Here is a 14,225-nt window from a genome sequence, read left to right as displayed (position 1 = left end):
AGGCGCCTGCTCTGGCGCAACGGGAGAAGACGTGCCCTCAATCAATCCACAAATGGCAGCGGCTGCGCCGCGCGCCGAACCTTTTATTGCTGCCGATGTCGGCGGAACCCATGTGCGGATCGGGCTGGTTGCGCGCGCCACGAGCAGCGGTGCGGCAGCGGCGGTGGAATTGCTGGACTATCGCAAATACCGCTGTGCGGACTATCCGGGGTTGGCCGAGATCATTGCCGAATTCCTGTCAGGCTTGTCCGGCCCGACGCCCACCCATGGCGTGATCGCCAGTGCGGGCTATGCGCTGGAAGATGGGCGGATCATCACCACCAATTTGCCGTGGACGCTGTCGCCGCCGGAGATTCGCGAGCGCCTGGGCATGCAGGCGCTGCATTTGGTCAATGACTTCGAGGCGGTGGCGTATGCGGCCGCTTCGATGGATGCCAGCGAAGTGCTGCACCTCACTGGGCCGCGTCGCGCGCAACGCGGCCCGGCACTGGTGATCGGACCGGGCACCGGGCTCGGTGCTGCGGTGTGGATTCCGACCGCTTGCGGTGCGGTGGTGCTGGCGACCGAGGCCGGGCATGCGGCGCTACCTGCGGGCAGTGCGTTGGAGTTGGAGCTGGTGCAGCGCCTGCTGCGCACGCGCGGCTACGTGCATGTGGAACACTTTCTGTCTGGTCCGGGTTTGATCAATCTGTATGGCGCCTTGTGCGAATTGCGTCAGGCCACGCCGGTCCACACCGAACCGAGCGCGATTACTGCTGCTGCCTTGGCCGGTGACGATGCGTTGGCGCACGAAGCCTTGTCGGCGTTCTGCGGTCTGCTCGGTAGCGTGGTCGGCGACATGGCGCTGCTTTATGGAATCCATAGTGGCATCTATCTGGCCGGTGGCTTCCTACCGCAGATCGCCGATTTCCTTGCTGCCAGCCCGTTCGTCGAGCGTTACTTGAACAAGGGCGCGATGCGTCCTGCGCTGGAACAGATCCCAGTGAAGTTGGTCGAACATGGTCGGCTCGGTGTCATCGGTGCGGCCAATTGGTTCTTGCAACAACAAGGCTGACAGTCTGCGCAGGCGCAGGCGTAGGCCTGCGCTCGCAACCCTGGTCGTTCCCTGTGCCCCTCTCAGTGCGTGATGCGCAAGGCGCGGTTGATGCGAGTGGCCGATGAGGTCATCACCGCGCATGCGTTTTCCTGGCGTAGGTCGATCATGAGCGGGATGTGGCGCGCGGTGCATCCCGCGCGCCATGACAAATCCGCGTAGAGCCGCCATGGCGGCCCATGGCTACAGGGTGACGTGCAGGCTGAGCAGATAGCTGCGCCCGTTCTTGTACAGATAGTACGGCTCGCTGGTCTGGCCAGCGTAGCTGTAGTAAGTCTCGTTGAGCAGATTGCTCGCCTCCAACTGCAGCTTGATCTTGTCGGTGAAGGCGTATCCCAGCGAGGCATCGAGTTGGGTGAAGGCGTCGGTCATCTGGTTTGCGCCCAGTCGTCCGATCTGGGTGAAGTAGGCCGAGCGCCAGCCCAGGGTCACGCGCGCGTCCCACGGGCCTTTTTCGAAATACGGGCTGAGGTTGTAGCTGTTCTTGGAGTTGTAGGGCAGGTTGTAGTTGCTCTGCGTATCGGCTTTGGAATAGGTGTAATTGGCCGCTACGCCGAAGCCGCCGCCCAGTTCCTGCTGGTAGCTCAGCGACACGCCCTTGACCTTGGCTGCGCCGGAGTTCTGCGGCAGCGTGACCTCGTAGATGTCCTGGCGATCATAGGTGTTGTTGTGCAGCGGTTGCTGTACCAGCGTCTGCAGGATGTAGTTGGAGATGTTGCGATAGAACAGTTCTCCGGCCAGGACGCTGTTGGGCGCAAAATACCATTCCAGGGATGCGTCGTAGTTGGTGGAGCGGTATGGATCCAGTGTGGGATTGCCGCTGCTGGCGGTGAGTTTGTTGTCGTCGGCATTGATGTACGGGGTGAGATCGGCGTAGCGCGGCCGTGCGATCACCTTGGCTGCGGCCAGGCGCAGAATCAGCGCATCGGAAAGATCGTAGGCGAAGTTCGCGGCGGGCAGCCACTCGCCATAGGATTTGGCGTAATGCACCGGTGCATAGGCCTTGCCCGCGTACTGGTAGCCGCCGATCGCGTCGCGGGTGTTGACGTAGCGCACGCCGATGTTGCCGCGGTAGTTGTAACCGGCGAAATCGGCTTGCAGATAGGCGGCGCGGTTACGCTCGATCACATCGAACGTGCTGGCATAGCTGGGAATAAAGGTGTCGCTGCCGGGCAGCCCGTTGAGATACCCGACCAGTGCGCTCGGACTCTGCCGCGGCCAGTGGCGCATGTCGTTGCTGACCGATAGCCCATCCAGGTAGTCGCTTGGCGTGGTGCCGCCGTACAGAGCGCTCAGTGTGGTCGCAGGGTCGGCGGGGAAACTGTCGTAGTAGGAGGTCTGCGCGGTGCGGTGCCGCGTCGCTTTCACCCCGGTACGTAGTTTGGTGATCGGTCCCCAATCCACGTCGTGGTCGAAGTCCAACTGGGCGTAGCGTTCCTTGTCCAGGTTCGGATAACGGTTGACCGTGCCGCCGATCACCGACATCGCCTGCAGGTCCGAGGGCGGCACCGCATAGTCGACGCTGACGTGGCGGTGGTCGATGGCATAGTCGTAGCCGCCTTTGCTGCGCAAGGTCAGTCCGTAGATGTGGTCCGCGCCGCCGGTCGAGCGCGTCGCGCCGGCTTGGCTCGATAGATTCCAGCCCTCGCCGTGCCAGTCGCCGCGCAAGGTGTTGCTGCTGGTCTTGACCGAGGTATTGCGCACATACGAGTCCAGGATCGTGTCGGTGTTGTTGCCGTAGGCGCCCGAGGTGGCCACGCCATCGACCACGTTCAGGGCGGTGGCGCTGGACGGAACGACATTGGCGAAGCGGCTTTGGTTGATGTTGTTGAACACCTCATCCACATACAAGCCGGTGTAGCTCAGTTCGAACGCGTCGCTGGGCTTCCATTGCAAGGCGCCGGTGACGCCATCGCGCTTGCGCGTCTGCGTGAACAATGCGCTGTTGATCGCGCTCGGATACACCCCGTGCTTGCCGTTGGCGACCGCATCGGGAAAGCCGGCGCCTTGAATGTTGCTGTAGCCGAAGATTTCAACGCCATCGCGGCGCAGCATGCGCTCGGAATGCATCACCGAACCGAGTACGCCGAATGTGTCGTCGGCGCTCTTCCAGTTGTACAGCAACGAAGCGTTCGGTTTGCCCTTTTCGGAGCGATCGTTGTAGCCGTAACTGATATTGCCGGTCAGCAGGTTCCGCTGCAGTTCCAGCGGTTTACGCGTGTGCACGATCACGGTGCCGCCGAGGCTGCCCTCGTCGATGCTGGCCTGCGGGCTCTTGTACACCTCGGCGTTGCCGATGACTTCCGGCGCCAGTAGCGAGTAATTGAACGAACGGCTGTCCGGGTTGTTCGGGTCGCCGCCCCAACTGGTGGAGGCGATGCTCTGGCCGTTGAGCAGGATGCGATTCAACGCCGGATCGGTGCCGAGGATCGAGACTTTCTCGCCTTCGCCGAATTGACGGTCGACGCTGACGCCGGGTAAATGCGATAACGATTCGGCGACGTTGGCCGCAGGGAATTTGCCGACGTCCTCGGCCGAGATCGCATCCACGATCGCATCGGCGTTGCGCTTGATGTTGAGCGATTTTTGCAGGCTGGCGCGATAGCCGGTTACCTTGATTGCATCCAGTTCCTTGGTCGCTGGCGCGGCGGTGGCGTTGCCGCTGTTGGTCGTTGGCGCAGAAGCATCCTGGGCGAGTGCAGTGGGGACGGCGAGCAGGGTAGCCAGGGCAATGGCCAGGGGCGCGGGTTGGAAATGGTTCAAAGCGGCGTTCTCCCAAGAGTGCATTGGACGCATGAGCTGCGCCGGGGCGGCGGACGAATCCAGCGCGCGGGCGGCGTCATGTGCAAGGGGGATGGCCGAAGGTGGCGGTCGCGATGCGGTCAGCGGCCAAGCGCGTGTGCAGCCGCTACATGCTGAGGTACACCAGCACTGACCTCGGCGTGCTGCGAGGCGCCGTTGTTGCGTTCGATTCCTTGGCCTGTTCCACTCGCGTGAACCAGATGTATCCCGCGTGTTGGTTCAGATGGCAGTGACTGTGTCGCGCCTGTTGTTTGTTGTCAACGCATGCGCCGAGCCGTTGAGCGAAATGAAAAATCGGCGATTTCGCCGGAAAATCCAGGGTTTTTCTCAGGCGTGCGTGGTGTGTCGGCCGTGCGCCAGATCAGCAATGTCTACAAGATTGCATGCGTTGACTCACAAATCGCCGCCATGCGCTTGCAAGGCGGCGATGGCCGCAAGGCCGGCGGTTTCGGTGCGCAGGATGCGCGGACCCAGGCGCAGACCGAGGAAGCCGGCGGCTTGCAACGTGGCGCGATCGCGTGGCGACCAGCCGCCTTCCGGGCCAATCGCGATGGTGGCTGCGTTACCGCTGAGATCGACCGTGCGCAGACGCTGTTCGCCTTGCGGGTCGAGGATGAGACGACATGGACTGTCCGCAGCGTTGCGCGCGGCATCGGCCAGCGCTAGCGGTGCGCTAACTGATGGCACGCTAGCGCGGCCGGATTGTTCGCAGGCCGAGATCACCACGCTGCGCCAGTGCGCGACACGTTTGTCCGTTCGCGTCGCATCCAACTTCACTTCGGTGCGCTCGGCCCAGATGGGCACGATTGCGGCCACGCCGAGTTCGGTCGCCTTTTGCAGGATCAGGTCCATCTTCTCGCCACGTGCCACGCCTTGCAGCAGGGTGATCGCTAGTGGCGATTCGTTGTCGAGCGGGCGCGCCGCGCCGATGCGTGCGCTGGCGCCGCGCTTGCCGGTCGGCAGTAGTTCGGCCTCGTAGTCGCGGCCGTCGCCGTTGAACAGCACGCAGCGGTCGCCTTCGCGTAACCGCAGCACACGCAGCAGATGTCCGGCGACTTCTTCCGGCAGGGCCACGTCGGCCCCGATGTGCAGTGGCAGATCCACATGGCAGCGGGTCAGGCGCATGCCACGGCCTCGTCGATCGCCGCCAGCGTGGTTTCGGCCAGCAGCGCCAGTTGCGTCGCGTCCACACAATACGGCGGCATCCAGTACAGCACGTCGCCTAGCGGACGCAGCACCACGCCACGTCGCAACGCGGCGCGGTAGGCGTGCAGGCCCACGCGCGCGGATGCGGGGAATGTGCTGTGCTTGTCGCCGTTGCGGGTGAGTTCGAACGCGACCACCATCCCGGCCTGGCGCACATCGGCCACATGCGGGTGCTCGGCGAACGGCGCTGACAAGGCGCGCATGGTGTCGGCGGTGCTGCGATTGCGCGCGATCACATCGTCCTCGTGCAGGATCCGCAGCGACGCCAGCCCTGCCGCGCAGGCCAGTGGATTGCCGGTGTAGCTGTGCGAATGCAGGAAGGCGCGTTCGCGGCTGTCGTCGAGAAAGGCGTCGTACAGATGCTGGGTCGCCAGGACCGCCGACAAGGGCAGGAAGCCGCCGGTCAGGCCCTTGGACAGGCACAGCAGATCCGGCATCACGCCGGCCTGTTCGCAGGCGAACAAGGTGCCGGTGCGACCGAAGCCGGTGGCGATTTCATCGGCGATCAGGAACGCGCCATGCGCGTCGCATAGCGCACGCGCGCGGCGCAGGTAGGCCGGATCGTGCATGCGCATGCCGCCGGCGCATTGCAGTCGCGGTTCCAGAATCACCGCGCAGATTTCGCCTGGATGGCGCTCGAATAGAGCGGCCAGTGCATCGGCGGCGACATCGGCGCGTTCGTGCGCGGTCTGTCCTGGCGCGGCGAGGTAGGCATCGGGCGAGGGTGCGAACAGCGCTTCGACGAGCAGCGGCGCGTACACCCGCCGGTACAGCGGGATGTCGCCGACCGCCAGGGCGCCGATGGTCTCGCCGTGGTAGCCGTTCTCCAGGGCGACGAAGCGGGTGCGCTTGTGTTCGCCGCGGTTCTGGAAATAGTGAAACGCCATCTTCAGCGCGACTTCCACGCCGGCCGAGCCATTGTCGGCGTAGAACACCTTGGCCAGCGGTGCGCGGCCATCCTGACGCGGGGCCAGGGCCAGCAATTGCTCGGCCAGTAGCACCGCCGGTTCATGGCTGAAACCGGCCAGCATCACTTGTTCCAACTGTGTGGCCTGGGCGGCAATCGCGGCGGCGATCCGTGGTTCGCTATGGCCGAACAGGTTGGTCCACCAACTGCTCACCGCGTCCAGGTAATGGCGGCCGCTGTGGTCGATCAGCCAGGCGCCTTCGCCGCGTGCGATGGGCAGCAGTGGCAGTGTGTCCGGGTGCTCGCGCATTTGCGTGCATGGGTGCCAGAGGACCGCCAGGTCGCGTTTGCGCCACGCGTCGGCCGTCTGTGCTGCGGTCAGGTCTGTTAGCATCTCGCGCTCATGAACAGGTTTTTCGCTCTGCGCATTCTATCGATCGACGCCCTGGTACGTCGCATGGTGCCGGCATGACCCGTCCGTTGCCGATCATTCACGCGCGCCGCGAGCGCCGCGCATCCGACATCGAGCGTCGGGTCGAGGAGCTGGATCTGGAGTTCAGTAACGGCGAACGTCGGGTGTTCCATCGGCTCCAGGCTTCCGGCCATGGTGCGGTGGTCGTGGTGCCCATGCTGGACCCGCAGACCGTGCTGCTGGTGCGCGAATATGCCGCTGGCGTCCATCGTTACGAACTCGGCTTGGTCAAGGGCCGCATCGATGCCGGCGAGACCCCGTTGCAGGCGGCCGACCGCGAACTCAAGGAAGAGGCCGGCTACGGCGCGCGGCAGTTGCGCGTGTTGCGCGCGATGACGCTTGCGCCGACCTACATGACTCACCAGTCGTGGCTGGTGCTGGCGCAAGAGCTCTATCCCGAAAAACTCGCCGGCGACGAGCCGGAGGAGTTGGAAGTGGTGCCCTGGAAGCTCGCTGAGCTGGATCGTTTGATGTTGCGCGAGGATTTTTCCGAAGGGCGTTCGCTGGCGGCGTTGTTCATCGCGCGCGAGTGGCTGGCGCGCGCTGCATGATCCGTTTGACCCGCGACCTGCGCGAGGCAGTCATCGGCATCGCCGTCGATGCCGCTGCGGCGATCATGCAGGTCTACGCCACTGGTTTCGAAGTCGAACACAAGGCCGATGCCAGCCCGCTGACTCAGGCCGATCTGGCGGCCCACCACATCATTGTCGAAGGCCTGGAGCGTTTGACCCCGGACTTGCCGGTGCTGTCCGAGGAGTCGGCGCAGATTCCGTGGGATGTGCGTCAGCACTGGACGACATACTGGTTGGTGGATCCGCTCGACGGCACCCGCGAATTCGTCAAGCGCAACGGCGAGTTCAGCGTCAATATCGCCCTGATCGATCAGGGTGCGCCGGTGTTCGGCGTGGTCCAGGCGCCGGTGGATGGTCGTCTCTGGCATGCGGTGCGTGGCGAGCAGGCGTACCGCCGCGATGGTGTGGGTGACACCGCATTGAATACGCGGCGGCCGGCGACGGCTCCGCTGCGGGTGGCGGCGAGCCGTTCGCACCGCGATCCGCGCACCGACGCGCTGCTGCAGCGGATGGGCGAGATCGAATTGGTCACGCAAGGTTCCTCGTTGAAATTCTGCCGCCTTGCCGATGGCGAGCTGGATGTCTACCCGCGCTTCGGGCCGACCTCCGAATGGGATACCGCAGCCGGTCAATGCGTGCTGCAAGCAGCCGGTGGGGTGCTGTTGGCCGCCGACACCGGCAAACCGTTCCGTTACAACCGGCGTGATTCCCTGCTCAATGGCGATTTCGTCGCGCTGGGCGATCCCGACCTGTCCTGGCGCGATTGGCAGGGCTGAGCGCAGTGCTTTGGCGCAGTAGGGACGACCAACACGGGTACGACGCACCGCCATAAAACATCCGCCACCGGCCCGATAGGGGGCTCTGCCACATCTGCCAAACTAGACGGCAGGCGGCAGCGTTGCCGTCGTATCGGATTCCACCCGTGACCTCTGCCCGCGACGACCTTCCCGCCCTGCTCGACATCATGGCGCGCTTGCGCGATCCGGCGCAGGGCTGCCCGTGGGATCTGCAGCAGGATTTCGCCAGCATTGCCGCCTACACCATCGAAGAGGCTTACGAAGTCGCCGACGCGATCGATCGCCAGGACCTGGCGGGGTTGAAGGACGAACTCGGCGACCTGTTATTGCAGGTGGTGTTTCATGCGCAGATGGCGCAAGAGCAGGGCGCGTTCGGCTTCGACGCGGTGGTCGCGGCGATCTGCGACAAGATGCTGCGTCGTCACCCGCATGTGTTCGGCGACAGCCAGGTGGCCGATGCGGCGGAGCAGACGCAGCGCTGGGAGCAGATCAAGCGCGCTGAGCGCGCGGCTGCTGGCGAATGCGACACCTCGGCGTTGGCCGGGATCGCCCGTGGCCTGCCCGAATGGCAACGGGCGTTGAAACTGCAGGCGCGTGCGGCGCGCATCGGTTTCGATTGGCCGGGGCCGGAGGCGGTCCTGGACAAGGTGCACGAGGAAATGGAAGAAGTGCGTGCGGAGCTGGCGCACGCCGCAGTCGAGGACAACCAGGCGCGGCTGCAGGACGAGATCGGCGATTTACTGTTCGTCTGCGTTCACTTGGCGCGGCACGCCCGGGTCGATCCCGGTGCGGCGCTGCGCCACGCCAACCGCAAGTTCGAGCGCCGTTTTCGCGCGATGGAGCGGCTGGCGCAGCAGGATGGCACCGCGCTCGATGGCCTGTCCCCGCAGCGGCAGGAGGCGTATTGGCAGGCGGCAAAGCGTGAGGAGCGCGATGCGGCGTCATCATGCGCGACTGTTCAGCGTGGCGATGAATGCGGGTGAGCTGCGGTGCTTGCTGAGCAGGGCGCATGTATCGCTTCGGTCGTGATCGCTGGTTCCGGTTCTAGCCGTGGTCTGCGCGCGAACACGGCGATCAATGATTGCCGCGCTTGCATGGGGCGGGCAGTCTGGCGGTGTCGCCGATGGTCCTGCGGATCTGCACGGCTCAGCCGGGTTGAGTGTGCGCAGGCTACTATGCGGCGATGGCGATGCCTGGCTCGATCACAGCATTCTTTAACCCGTCGGTGACATCGCCTCATCGGCTGGACTCGCTTGCCGGCGATGCAGGAATGTTCCAGGACATCTCGCCGAGGCGTTGTGCTGCGCGTCTGGCGGGCATGCGCTCTGGCGCTGGCTATACTGGCGATTCGATCTTCTTCTGGTTAATGGAGCAACCGATGTCGGCTACGTATTTTTTTGCGTTTCTCCTCCTGTTCGTCGGTGTGATCACGGTGTTCAAGACCGTGCGCATGGTGCCGCAGGGGTTTCAATGGACGGTGGAGCGCTTCGGTCGCTATACCCATACCCTGTCGCCGGGTCTGCATTTTCTGTTTCCGTTGGTCTATGGCGTGGGGCGCAAGGTCAACATGATGGAGCAGGTGCTGGACGTACCCAGCCAGGACGTGATCACCAAGGACAACGCGGTCGTGTGCGTGGATGGCGTGGTGTTCTTCCAAGTACTGGACGCGGCCAAGGCCGCTTATGAAGTGGCCAATCTGGAAATCGCCACGATCGCCCTGGTGCAGACCAATATCCGCACGGTGATCGGCTCGATGGACCTGGACGAGTCGCTGAGTCAACGCGAGACGATCAACGCGCAACTGCTGAACGTGGTCGATCACGCCACCAACCCGTGGGGGATCAAGGTGACTCGCATCGAGATCCGCGATATCCAGCCGCCACGCGATCTGGTCGATGCGATGGCGCGGCAGATGAAGGCCGAGCGCGAGAAGCGCGCGCAGATCCTGGAGGCCGAAGGCTCGCGTCAGTCGGAGATCCTGCGTGCCGATGGTCAGAAGCAGGCCGCAGTGCTGGAGGCCGAAGGGCGCAAGGAGTCGGCCTTCCGCGACGCGGAGGCGCGCGAGCGTCTGGCCCAGGCCGAGGCGCGTGCCACCGAGATGGTGTCCAAGGCAATCGCCGAGGGCGACGTGCAGGCAATCAATTACTTCATCGCGCAGAAATATGTGGAAGCGTTCAAGGAACTGGCCACTGCTCCGAACCAGAAGTTCGTACTGATGCCGATGGAGTCCAGTGGCATCATCGGCTCGATCGCCGGCATCGCCGAACTGGCGCGCGAGGCGTTGAACAAGCAGGCGATGTCGCCAACGGTGCCGCATGCGCCGCCGCGCAACGGAGGCTGAGTCATGCGCTTAGAGTGCATGCTCTGGGGAGCGTTGGCCTTGTTGTTGTTCGGAGCCGAGGCGCTGGTGCCCGGCGCCTTCATGTTATGGATGGGGTTGGCTGCGGCTGTGGTGTTCCTCGTCGTGCTGGTCGTACCCGGCATGCCGTTGCTGTTGCAGATCGGTGCGTTCGTGGTGCTGAGCTTCGTCGCGATGCAGGTGTATCGCACCTGGTTTCGTGCGCGTGGTCGCGGCAGCGACCAGCCGCTGCTCAATCGTCGCGCCGAACAGTTGATCGGCCGATGTGTGACGCTGGATCAGCCGATTCAGGCCGGTCGTGGTCGTGCCAAGGTTGACGATGCCTTCTGGGTCGTCGGCGGTCCCGATCTGCCTGCGGGGAGTGCGGTGCGCATCGTCGGCGTGGACGGGATGACGTTGCTGGTCCAGGCGGAGTAAGGCCGCCACTGGTCACTGGCGATCTCCGTCGGGGCGTGGCACGCCCGTGTTCGCTGCTGACGCATTACTAATAAGAGGAGAACGTCGCGAGTCGCCGTCGGCCCGACGCGGACAGCGCCTAGGAATCGCACTGTGCGAACGCTGCATCAGGATTCCGGGCACTGCACGATCCGTCCGGCGACTAGGCAGTCGTGTTGTCGGCCACTCCAGGCAATCGCATTGGAAAGCGTTTTTGTGCCAGGCCGAGATGGCTGCTCCCAATGGTTGCCACGTTTCCCATCGCATCGCTTCTGCTCTGGTGCACAGGTGGCGCATCCCGCGCCTCCCCATTTCGCGATAATGGGGCACTTTTCTCACGGGCCCGTGCCATGAACCAGAAGACCATCCTCAACGACAGCCATCGCGCCCTCGGCGCCAAGATGGTCGACTTCGGCGGCTGGGATATGCCGATCCATTACGGTTCGCAGATCGACGAGCACCATCAGGTTCGCCGCGATGCCGGCATGTTCGACGTCAGCCACATGACGGTGGTCGATCTGCATGGTGAGCAGGTCCGCGCCTTCCTGCGCCATTTGCTGGCCAACTCGGTGGACAAGCTGAAGGTGCCGGGCAAGGCGCTGTACACCTGCATGCTCAATCCGCAGGGCGGGGTGATCGACGATCTGATCGTGTATTACATGTCCAATGCGTTCTTTCGTCTGGTGGTCAACGCCGCCACGCGGGTCAACGACTTGGCCTGGATCGGCGCGCAGGCACAGGCGTTCGGTGTGCAAGTGCGCGAGCGCGAGGACTTCGCGATGATCGCGGTGCAGGGGCCCAATGCCCGTACCAAGGTGATCGGCCTGTTGCGCGAGTCCGACCGTGCCACGGCCGATAAGCTGGGACGCTTCGCTGCGGTCGAGGTGAACTCGCACGAAGGCGTGCCGTTGTTCGTGGCGCGTACCGGCTACACCGGCGAGGATGGGTTCGAGATCGTGTTGCCGCAGCAACAGGCGCCAGCGTTCTGGGCGGCGCTGCTCGCTGCGGGGGTCGCACCGGCGGGCCTGGGCGCGCGCGACACGCTGCGTCTGGAAGCCGGGATGAATCTGTATGGGCAGGACATGGACGAGCGCGTCTCGCCATACGAAGCCGGATTGGCCTGGACCGTTGCGCTCGACGAGGGCCGCGCCTTTGTCGGTCGCGAGGTGCTGGAGGCGCAGAAGGCCGGTGGTGCGCCGCGGCAAATGATCGGCTTGGTGATGGACGAAAAAGGCGTGCTGCGCCACGGGCAGAAAGTGCTGACTGCGCAGGGCGAGGGCGAAATCCTGTCTGGCACTTTCTCGCCCACGTTGGGCAAGGCGATCGCATTCGCGCGGGTGCCGGCGGGCGAGCCTGGCGCGGTGCAGGTAGATATCCGTGGCAAGGGCGTGCCGGTGCGCGTGGTCAAATTCCCGTTCGTGCGGGAAGGGCAGGTTCAGCCCGGCGTACTGGGTTGAGCCGCGCTTGCCGCCGCGCGTTGTACGACTTCTTTCCAGGGTGCGCGGTTCGCTACACTAGTCTTCCATCCTTGAACCGTTTTCTTCCGGAGCAGCCCTATGAGCGAGATCCCTGGCGACCTCAAATTTCTCAAGTCCCATGAATGGGCGCGTGTTGAAGGTAACGGTCGCGTCACCATCGGCATCTCCGACCATGCGCAGAGCCTGCTCGGTGATTTGGTCTACGTCGAACTGCCTAACGTTGGCGATCAGATTGAAGCCGGTAACGGCGTGGCCGTGGTCGAGTCGGTCAAGGCCGCCTCGGACGTGTACAGCCCGCTGAGCGGTCGGGTGGTCGAGGTCAACACTGCACTCAGCGACAAGCCGGAGACGATCAACGAAGATGCTTATGGCGAGGGCTGGATCTTGGTCCTGGAATTGGATGACGCGGAACAGTTGAACGATCTGCTGTCTCCGGACGAATACGCCGAGCTGCTTGAAGAGGACGGCCACTGAGCTCTCCACTGTCTCGCCACACCCGAACCGGCCGCCCAGTGCGGCCGGTTTTTTTTTGGAGTGCTGGCTTGCTGGCATGGTGTCGGTGTTCTCTCCATCCATCGTCGCAGCAGTAGTGCCAAGCGTGCATCCGGGCGATGTCGCTCTGAGGATGGCGCGTGTTGTTGAACGCTGCGCCCGGTTTTGGTGTGAGCAGCGTGTTGATGGCGTCAGTTTATTGGCGTTGGTTCGCTCGTCTCGCGACGAGGTCATGCAGATGGCTTGGGTGTGCGATTGCCGATATCGCTGGAGAGAAGATGTGGACGGTTGAGCGTGCCAAAAATTGCTTGATTGGCAGGTTGCAGGCAGCAGTGATGCACTCGATGTCAGCACATGGCGTGCGTTGCTCCGGCCAATTGGGTGGTGATGGATGGTGTCGTGATGACCGATGCGTGCATGCCTTCGGTCTTGTCTGATACCACCACGAACGACCTCGACGATGCCTGCAGGAGGCCGACAAACGGTAAGAAATTTCGCGCAGTTTTGCGCATTTGGCTGTGTTGGATCCAAAAAAAGCATGTGGCGTCGAAATATTTTTCAGCTTGCGGACAGACTTGGGCGTGCGCATCTCGTTCTCGCTTCCGTGTCGCGCATGCGCGCTGCTGCTCAGCTCGCGAGGATGCGCTTTTGCAAAAAACATCGGAGTTTTGTGGGTTTTTCTTCGAGCCTGTAGTCGATTGGACGCGCCGCCCATGGCGCTGACGGCGGTGTCGTGGCGATCAATGTGGCGTGCCGCAGCACCGCTCGACGCATCTTTTGGAAAAAAATTTTCGCGGAAGTGTTGACAGTAAAAAAAACCGTGATTAGGTTTCGCTCAGCAGACGTTGCTGTGTAACCGAGTGAATCGGATCGACATCAAAGCGCAAAGCACAACTTGGACATCCGCCACAGAACCGACGATGGTGGATTTGGGTTCGCTTCCCTCCGAGAAATGCAACGTCTCCCCTGGCAAAGCACCCGTATCGACATTCGGTACGGGTGTTTCTGTATCCGATCCGACTCGCAGCGCGAGTCGGTGGGTCATGCAGGCGGATCATCGCCGCGTGTTTGCTTTAACTGGGCGTTTTCAATCCATAGTTCACTGACGAGGAGCCATCTCATGGCCACGAAGAAAGCTGCGAAAAAGCCGGCCGCCAAGAAAGCGGTCAAAAAGACTGCTGCCAAGAAACCGGCAGCGAAGAAGGTTTCGGTAAAGAAGGCGGTCAAGAAGGTCGCCAAAAAGGTGGCAAAGAAGGTCGCCAAGGTAAAGAAGGCGGTCAAGAAGGTTGCCGCCAAGAAAACGGTGAAGAAGGTCGCCAAGAAGAAGACCGCTGCTAAGAAGGCAGTGAAGAAGGTCGCGAAGAAGGCCGTCAAGAAGACCGCCAAGAAGGTTGCTGCCAAGAAGACGGTGAAGAAGACCGCGAAGAAGGTTGCCGCCAAGAAGACCGCCGCCAAGAAGACGGTAAAGAAGTCGGTAGCCAAGAAGCCGGTCGCGAAGAAGGCCGCCGCCAAGAAGACTGTGGCGAAGAAGAAGCCGGTCGTCCGCAAGAAGAAGGCCGCTCCGGTCGCGCTGCCGGCGACACCCGCACCGTTGATCTGATTTATCCCGATA

12 protein-coding genes are annotated in these 14,225 nt (G+C 63.1%); 9 read left to right on the top strand and 3 right to left on the bottom strand.

Annotated features, from left to right (window positions below; genetic code table 11):
- Nucleotides 1-31 precede the first annotated feature (31 nt).
- Nucleotides 32-1,054, top strand: a complete 1,023-nt coding sequence (locus tag XALGPE39_RS09985; RefSeq protein WP_045728050.1) for a glucokinase family protein — start codon at nucleotides 32-34, stop codon at nucleotides 1,052-1,054.
- Between the two features lie 222 nt (nucleotides 1,055-1,276).
- Here the strand turns inward: XALGPE39_RS09985 and XALGPE39_RS09980 are convergent, their stop codons facing one another.
- The 3 genes from XALGPE39_RS09980 to bioA all read right to left on the bottom strand — a co-directional run bounded on the left by XALGPE39_RS09980 (nucleotide 1,277) and on the right by bioA (nucleotide 6,402).
- Entirely contained in the window at nucleotides 1,277-3,856 is a 2,580-nt protein-coding gene (locus XALGPE39_RS09980; protein ID WP_045729122.1) for a TonB-dependent receptor, read from the bottom strand.
- A 432-nt stretch (nucleotides 3,857-4,288) separates the two neighbouring features.
- Nucleotides 4,289-5,020 (bottom strand): 16S rRNA (uracil(1498)-N(3))-methyltransferase, encoded by a 732-nt coding sequence (locus XALGPE39_RS09975; RefSeq protein ID WP_045728049.1) that lies wholly within the window; start codon nucleotides 5,018-5,020, stop codon nucleotides 4,289-4,291.
- The gene (bioA, locus tag XALGPE39_RS09970; RefSeq protein WP_045728048.1) at nucleotides 5,011-6,402 is read right to left on the bottom strand and encodes an adenosylmethionine--8-amino-7-oxononanoate transaminase; all 1,392 of its coding nucleotides are present in this window, start codon (nucleotides 6,400-6,402) and stop codon (nucleotides 5,011-5,013) included. Before bioA ends, XALGPE39_RS09975 begins: the two co-directional genes overlap by 10 nt.
- A gap of 74 nt (nucleotides 6,403-6,476) precedes the next feature.
- On the opposite strand from bioA, the gene nudE reads away from it, so the two are divergent.
- The 8 genes from nudE to XALGPE39_RS09930 all read left to right on the top strand — a co-directional run bounded on the left by nudE (nucleotide 6,477) and on the right by XALGPE39_RS09930 (nucleotide 14,213).
- Entirely contained in the window at nucleotides 6,477-7,031 is a 555-nt protein-coding gene (gene nudE, locus XALGPE39_RS09965) for an ADP compounds hydrolase NudE (RefSeq protein ID WP_045728047.1), read from the top strand.
- Nucleotides 7,028-7,828 (top strand): 3'(2'),5'-bisphosphate nucleotidase CysQ, encoded by an 801-nt coding sequence (gene cysQ, locus XALGPE39_RS09960; protein WP_045728046.1) that lies wholly within the window; start codon nucleotides 7,028-7,030, stop codon nucleotides 7,826-7,828. Before nudE ends, cysQ begins: the two co-directional genes overlap by 4 nt.
- A 146-nt stretch (nucleotides 7,829-7,974) precedes the next feature.
- Nucleotides 7,975-8,832, top strand: a complete 858-nt coding sequence (mazG, locus tag XALGPE39_RS09955; RefSeq protein WP_082061877.1) for a nucleoside triphosphate pyrophosphohydrolase — start codon at nucleotides 7,975-7,977, stop codon at nucleotides 8,830-8,832.
- Between the two features lie 395 nt (nucleotides 8,833-9,227).
- The gene (locus XALGPE39_RS09950; protein ID WP_045729120.1) at nucleotides 9,228-10,190 is read left to right on the top strand and encodes an SPFH domain-containing protein; all 963 of its coding nucleotides are present in this window, start codon (nucleotides 9,228-9,230) and stop codon (nucleotides 10,188-10,190) included.
- Between the two features lie 3 nt (nucleotides 10,191-10,193).
- Complete coding sequence (locus tag XALGPE39_RS09945; RefSeq protein WP_045728045.1) at nucleotides 10,194-10,625, top strand: NfeD family protein; 432 nt, start codon at nucleotides 10,194-10,196, stop codon at nucleotides 10,623-10,625.
- Nucleotides 10,626-10,993: 368 nt separating this feature from the next.
- On the top strand, nucleotides 10,994-12,100 hold the full coding sequence (gcvT, locus tag XALGPE39_RS09940; RefSeq protein WP_045728044.1) for a glycine cleavage system aminomethyltransferase GcvT: 1,107 nt from the start codon (nucleotides 10,994-10,996) through the stop codon (nucleotides 12,098-12,100).
- A 99-nt stretch (nucleotides 12,101-12,199) separates the two neighbouring features.
- On the top strand, nucleotides 12,200-12,595 hold the full coding sequence (gene gcvH / locus XALGPE39_RS09935; RefSeq protein WP_012916687.1) for a glycine cleavage system protein GcvH: 396 nt from the start codon (nucleotides 12,200-12,202) through the stop codon (nucleotides 12,593-12,595).
- 1,138 nt (nucleotides 12,596-13,733) lie between these two features.
- Nucleotides 13,734-14,213: a hypothetical protein gene (locus XALGPE39_RS09930; RefSeq protein WP_045728043.1), complete on the top strand. Its 480-nt coding sequence runs from the start codon at nucleotides 13,734-13,736 to the stop codon at nucleotides 14,211-14,213.
- The last annotated feature ends 12 nt before the right edge of the window (nucleotides 14,214-14,225 follow it).

Origin of the sequence: Xanthomonas sp. GPE 39 (assembly GCF_000963005.1) — a bacterium.
In the GTDB taxonomy this organism is placed as follows: Bacteria; Pseudomonadota; Gammaproteobacteria; order Xanthomonadales; family Xanthomonadaceae; genus Xanthomonas_A.
This window is presented reverse-complemented; position numbering and strand designations above follow the sequence as displayed.

What these genes read in the sequence shown, in the direction of transcription:
- XALGPE39_RS09975 (WP_045728049.1), bottom strand. Translation starts at nt 5,020, where the DNA reads ATGCGCCTGACCCGCTGCCATGTGGATCTGCCACTGCACATCGGGGCC.
- bioA (WP_045728048.1), bottom strand. Translation starts at nt 6,402, where the DNA reads ATGCTAACAGACCTGACCGCAGCACAGACGGCCGACGCGTGGCGCAAA.
- nudE (WP_045728047.1), top strand. Translation starts at nt 6,477, where the DNA reads ATGACCCGTCCGTTGCCGATCATTCACGCGCGCCGCGAGCGCCGCGCA.
- cysQ (WP_045728046.1), top strand. Translation starts at nt 7,028, where the DNA reads ATGATCCGTTTGACCCGCGACCTGCGCGAGGCAGTCATCGGCATCGCC.
- XALGPE39_RS09950 (WP_045729120.1), top strand. Translation starts at nt 9,228, where the DNA reads ATGTCGGCTACGTATTTTTTTGCGTTTCTCCTCCTGTTCGTCGGTGTG.
- XALGPE39_RS09945 (WP_045728045.1), top strand. Translation starts at nt 10,194, where the DNA reads ATGCGCTTAGAGTGCATGCTCTGGGGAGCGTTGGCCTTGTTGTTGTTC.
- gcvT (WP_045728044.1), top strand. Translation starts at nt 10,994, where the DNA reads ATGAACCAGAAGACCATCCTCAACGACAGCCATCGCGCCCTCGGCGCC.
- gcvH (WP_012916687.1), top strand. Translation starts at nt 12,200, where the DNA reads ATGAGCGAGATCCCTGGCGACCTCAAATTTCTCAAGTCCCATGAATGG.
- XALGPE39_RS09930 (WP_045728043.1), top strand. Translation starts at nt 13,734, where the DNA reads ATGGCCACGAAGAAAGCTGCGAAAAAGCCGGCCGCCAAGAAAGCGGTC.